Consider the following 4,173-nt stretch of genomic DNA (forward strand, 5'->3'; position numbering starts at 1 on the left):
CTAGGGTCGCCAACTCCTCGGTGCAATAAGATCTTTGCTCTCGGTGCAATCTAAGGGGGCCTCGTGGAGGACTACCGGCGCATCGCCGACCGGATCGCCGCCGACATAGCCACGGGACGGCTGCGGCCCGCTCAACGGCTGCCGCCGCAGCGGGTGTTCGCGCGCCGGCACGGGATGGCGGCGTCCACCGCGGCGCGGGTGTACGGCGAACTCGTGCGGCGCGGCCTCGTCGTCGGCGAGGTCGGGCGGGGCACCTTCGTCCGGGCCGCCCGGGTGCCGACGGGCCGCGCGCTCGCCGAACCCGCGACGACGGCGCCCGTCAACCTGGAGCTCAACTACCCTTCCGTGCCGGGGCAGTCGGAGCTGCTCGCGGCCGGGCTCGCGTCGCTGCTGCGGCCGGACGTCCTCGCCGAGGCGACCCGCACGGCGCCCGCCACGGGGACGCCTGCCGCGCGTGAGGCAGTCGCCGGGCTTCTGGCGACCGGTGGCTGGCACCCGGACCCGGAGCGGCTGCTGTTCGCCGGCAACGCACGGCAGGCCATCGCGGGTGCCCTCGCCGCCGTGGTACCGCCCGGCGGCCGCGTCGGCGTCGAACGGCTGACGTATCCGCTGGTCAAGGAGATCGCGTCGCGCCTGGGCATCGTCCTCGTCCCGCTCGCCATGGACGAGCAGGGCCTGCGCCCGGACGCGCTCGCCGCCGCTCACCGCTCCACGCCGCTGTCCGCGCTGTATGTCCAGCCGACGCTGCACAATCCCACATCCGCGACGACGGGGGAGGAACGGAGGCGGCAACTGGCCGACGCCCTCAGGAGCTTGGGGCTGCCGGTCGTCGAGGACCGCATCTGGGCGTTCCTGTGCGGTCGGGAGGGCGGAAGGCCTCTCGCGGCATACGCCCCCGAGCGCACCTACGTCGTCGACGGGCTGTCCAAGCGGGTGGCGCCGGGGCTCACCGTGGGGTTCCTCGTCGTGCCCGAGGGGCGCGGCGATCAGGTCGCGGAGGCGCTCAGGTCGGGCGGATGGACGGCGGGACGGTTCGCGCTGGAGGCGGCGGTGCGGTGGATCGGGGACGGGACCGTCGAACGGCTCGTCACGGTCAAACAGGCGGACGCACGGGAACGCGGGCGGCTGGTCGTGGAGCACCTCGACGGCTTCGCCGTACGGGCCGATCCACGGGCGTACTTCGCGTGGTGGGAGCTGCCGCGGCCGTGGCGCGCGGACCCGTTCGTGGCGGCCGCGGCCGACCGGGGGATCGCGGTGACTCCGGGACCCGCCTTCGCCGCGGGTGGGGGCGGAGCGGAAAGCGCCGCCGCGGGCTGTGTCAGGCTCGGACTCGCGTCGGCTCCTCCGACGGAGCTTGCGAGGGCTCTGAGGACGCTCGCCGACGTCGCGCGCACACCCCCGTGAGCCATGCGACCAGGGCGACCGTGAGGCCGAGCGCCATCAGCACCCAGGCTGCCGTGCGCAGTGTCTCGGTGAGCGCGTCGTAGACCGCGCCCGCCGCCGGCTGCGAGACGCCCGGGGGGAGGTCCCGCAGCGTCATCCGGCGGCCCACCGCGATCGCGACGGCGAGCAGTGCCGCGCCCAGCGCCGTGCCGAGCCCCGTCGCCAGCACCGCCCGGCGGCGGCACACCGACACCAGCATCCCGCTCACGGCGAAGACGACCGCGGCGACGGGCATCCAGAAACCGGTCACTTCGAGCACGCGGAACCCCTTCCGGAACTTGGTCAGGTCCTCCGACTGCAGCAGGGTGATCTCCGTGTGCGCGATCGGGATGCGGCCCGCGAACGGTACGTGCTCGTCCACGAGTTGCCGCTTCATGCGCTCGGTGGCGGGGGCGAGGTCGATGGTCACGGGGCTGCTTCCGTCGTCGCGCAGGGCCTGCAGCACGGCGTCGTGAGCGGTGAGGTTCGCGGTGTCCCAGGCGGTGCGGAAGGCCTCGGTGGCGGTGAACGAGCGGACCGCGTCGTGGACGAAGGCGTGCACCGAGCCCTCCAAGGGCGTGCCGACGTGCACCTCGCGCATGATGCCGTCGGTGACGGCGGCGGCGATGGCGTCCCGGACCTGGGCGTCGGAGGCGAGCGGCGCGGTCGTGGCGGCGTACCGGGTGCTGTCCTCGATGCCGTACTTCGCCCACGCGGCGAGCAGGCCCAGCGGCGCGAGCAGGCACGCGAGGCCGACCAGCACGGCGGAGAGCACGCTCCGGGCACGTCGAGACACGCCACCAGCGAACCGCGTCCGCGAGCAATCGGCGAGCTGTTTGCCTGCAAATGGGTGTATATGACGATCCGATGGGCGGGTGGTGTCGTGGCAGCCGACGGACCCGGGACTGCTCCCCGGACGTTGTCCTCCGGTGGAGGGTTCACCCGAACGGGTGTTACCTGGTGGTGAGGAGAGAGACGGCTCGGGCTCCTCGACCGCTCCCGGGACCCACTCCCGGGAGACGGGTGAGTGAGGGAGACGCACGAGGCCCCGGCGTCGACGTGGGCCGACGGCCGGGGTCTCGTGCGCCGGAAGGCGGGGCCGACCGGAAGGTCAGCGGACCACCCAGTGCTCCTCCAACGGCTCCTGGTGCACGTAGTAGCGGTAGTAGTCGAACACGAACGTGGCCACGGCGACCGCGAGCGAGATGCCGATGCTGCGCAGCACGCTGTGGCCGGTCTGGCTGTACAGGAAGCCGAACGCGACACCCGCGAACACCGCCCACGTCAGCGCGTGCGGTCCGCGGGGCAGGTGCGGCGTTATCCGCAGCAGGCCGATGCACAGCGCCGCGAACACGATCACGCACACGAAGCCGAACAGCACGTTCCAGCCGGTGATCGGACCGGCGTCGCGCCGGATCGCCGCGGCCCAGTATCCGTACACGAGTCCGATGACGATGGGCCCCGCGATCCGCGCGACCGCGTGCATGCGCGGCTCGAGTATCTCGGGCGGGCGGCGGGTCGCGACGGTTCCGCGGGGCCTTGTGGCGGGTGCGTGCGATGCCCCCGGCACGGGTGCCGCATGAGCCATGGGAACGCTCCTCTCTCCTCGCCCCCGCCTTCCAGAGCACACCTGGCGGGGGCGCCCGGCAAGTCGGGATGCGTGGTCCGCAGGGTCGTGTTTCGCTGGGCCTCATGAAGATCGTGCTGTTCGGGGCGACGGGAATGGTCGGCAGCCGGATCGCCGCGGAGGCGACGCAGCGCGGGCACCGGGTCACGGCCGTGAGCCGCTCCGGCCGGTCCCCCGTGCCCGGGGTGACCGCCGCCGCCGCCGCGGACGCCTCGGACGTGGCGAAGGTCTCCGCGCTGGTGGCGGGGGCGGACGCGGTGGCGAACGCCTGTGCACCGCCGCGGGACGGCTCGGACCCGAAGGGGCCGTTCCTCGCCCTGAACAGCTCCCTCGTGCAGGGCGCGCGCGACGCCGGAGTACGGCGGTTGGTCGTGGTCGGCGGCGCGGGAAGCCTGGAGGTGGCCCCCGGACAGCAGCTGTGCGACCAGCCGGGATTCCCGAAGGAGGTGCTGCCCGAGGCGCTCGCCCACCGTGCGGTCCTGGAGTACTACCGCACGGTCGACGATCTGGACTGGACGTACATCTCCCCCGCCGCCGAGATCGCCCCGGGCGAGCGCACGGGCCGCTTCCGGTCGAACGACGACCGGCTGCTCACGGACGCGTACGGCAACAGCCGGATCAGCGCCGAGGACTTCGCGGTCGCGTTCGTCGACGAACTGGAGCAGGACACGCATCCGCGCGCACGCATGTCCGTGGCCTACTGAGGGACGGCAGCGCCGGTGCCCGCCAGGCGACCACCCCACCACCGACCGGAGAGGAGCCCGGGGAAGCAGGACCCTGCCGCACCCCGCCGAAGGCGCGGCCTCCCGGCTTTCCGCGCCCCCGCCGCGCCCCCGGAGCCGCCGTTCTCGGGACCGCGCCCTCGGACGACTCAGCGGCACCAGGGGCGCCGCCCCGCGACGGATCCGGCGGCCCGGAAGGCGATCGACACATCCCGGCAGTGCCCGCCGGATCCGCCGGTACGACCCATCGGCTCCCCGGCCCCGGCGCCCGGCCCGCGGAACACCGGTTCCTGCGAGTGGCCGGACGCAGCGTCGCCTGGGTACCGCTCGTGCTGCTAGTGCGGCGACCGGAAAGGTTCACCGGCTCGCGACGCGCGGCACGGCACCTCGCCGCGTTGTCGC

5 protein-coding genes are annotated in these 4,173 nt (G+C 73.7%); 3 read left to right on the forward strand and 2 right to left on the reverse strand.

Annotation, left to right across the window (positions count from 1 at the left end; translation table 11 throughout):
* Nucleotides 1-63: 63 nt before the first annotated feature.
* A complete protein-coding gene (locus VXC91_RS42950) occupies nucleotides 64-1,404 on the forward strand; it encodes an aminotransferase-like domain-containing protein (protein WP_329512781.1) in 1,341 nt (446 codons plus the stop codon).
* Here the strand turns inward: VXC91_RS42950 and VXC91_RS42955 are convergent.
* Nucleotides 1,319-2,218 carry a hypothetical protein gene (locus VXC91_RS42955; protein WP_329512782.1) on the reverse strand — a complete coding sequence of 300 codons (900 nt, stop codon included), beginning with the start codon at nucleotides 2,216-2,218 and terminating at the stop codon, nucleotides 1,319-1,321. The genes VXC91_RS42950 and VXC91_RS42955 overlap by 86 nt on opposite strands.
* Nucleotides 2,219-2,533: 315 nt before the next feature.
* Nucleotides 2,534-3,010, reverse strand: coding sequence for a hypothetical protein (locus VXC91_RS42960; RefSeq protein WP_329512783.1), 477 nt, complete (start codon nucleotides 3,008-3,010; stop codon nucleotides 2,534-2,536).
* 104 nt (nucleotides 3,011-3,114) lie between these two features.
* Between VXC91_RS42960 and VXC91_RS42965 the strand changes: the two genes are divergently transcribed.
* On the forward strand, nucleotides 3,115-3,753 hold the full coding sequence (locus VXC91_RS42965; protein WP_329512784.1) for an NAD(P)-dependent oxidoreductase: 639 nt from the start codon (nucleotides 3,115-3,117) through the stop codon (nucleotides 3,751-3,753).
* Nucleotides 3,754-3,989: 236 nt separating this feature from the next.
* The coding region (locus VXC91_RS42970; RefSeq protein ID WP_329512785.1) for a hypothetical protein at nucleotides 3,990-4,173 on the forward strand (184 nt) is incomplete at its 3' end.

Source organism: Streptomyces chiangmaiensis (assembly GCF_036281785.1).
GTDB lineage: Bacteria > Actinomycetota > Actinomycetes > Streptomycetales > Streptomycetaceae > Streptomyces > Streptomyces chiangmaiensis.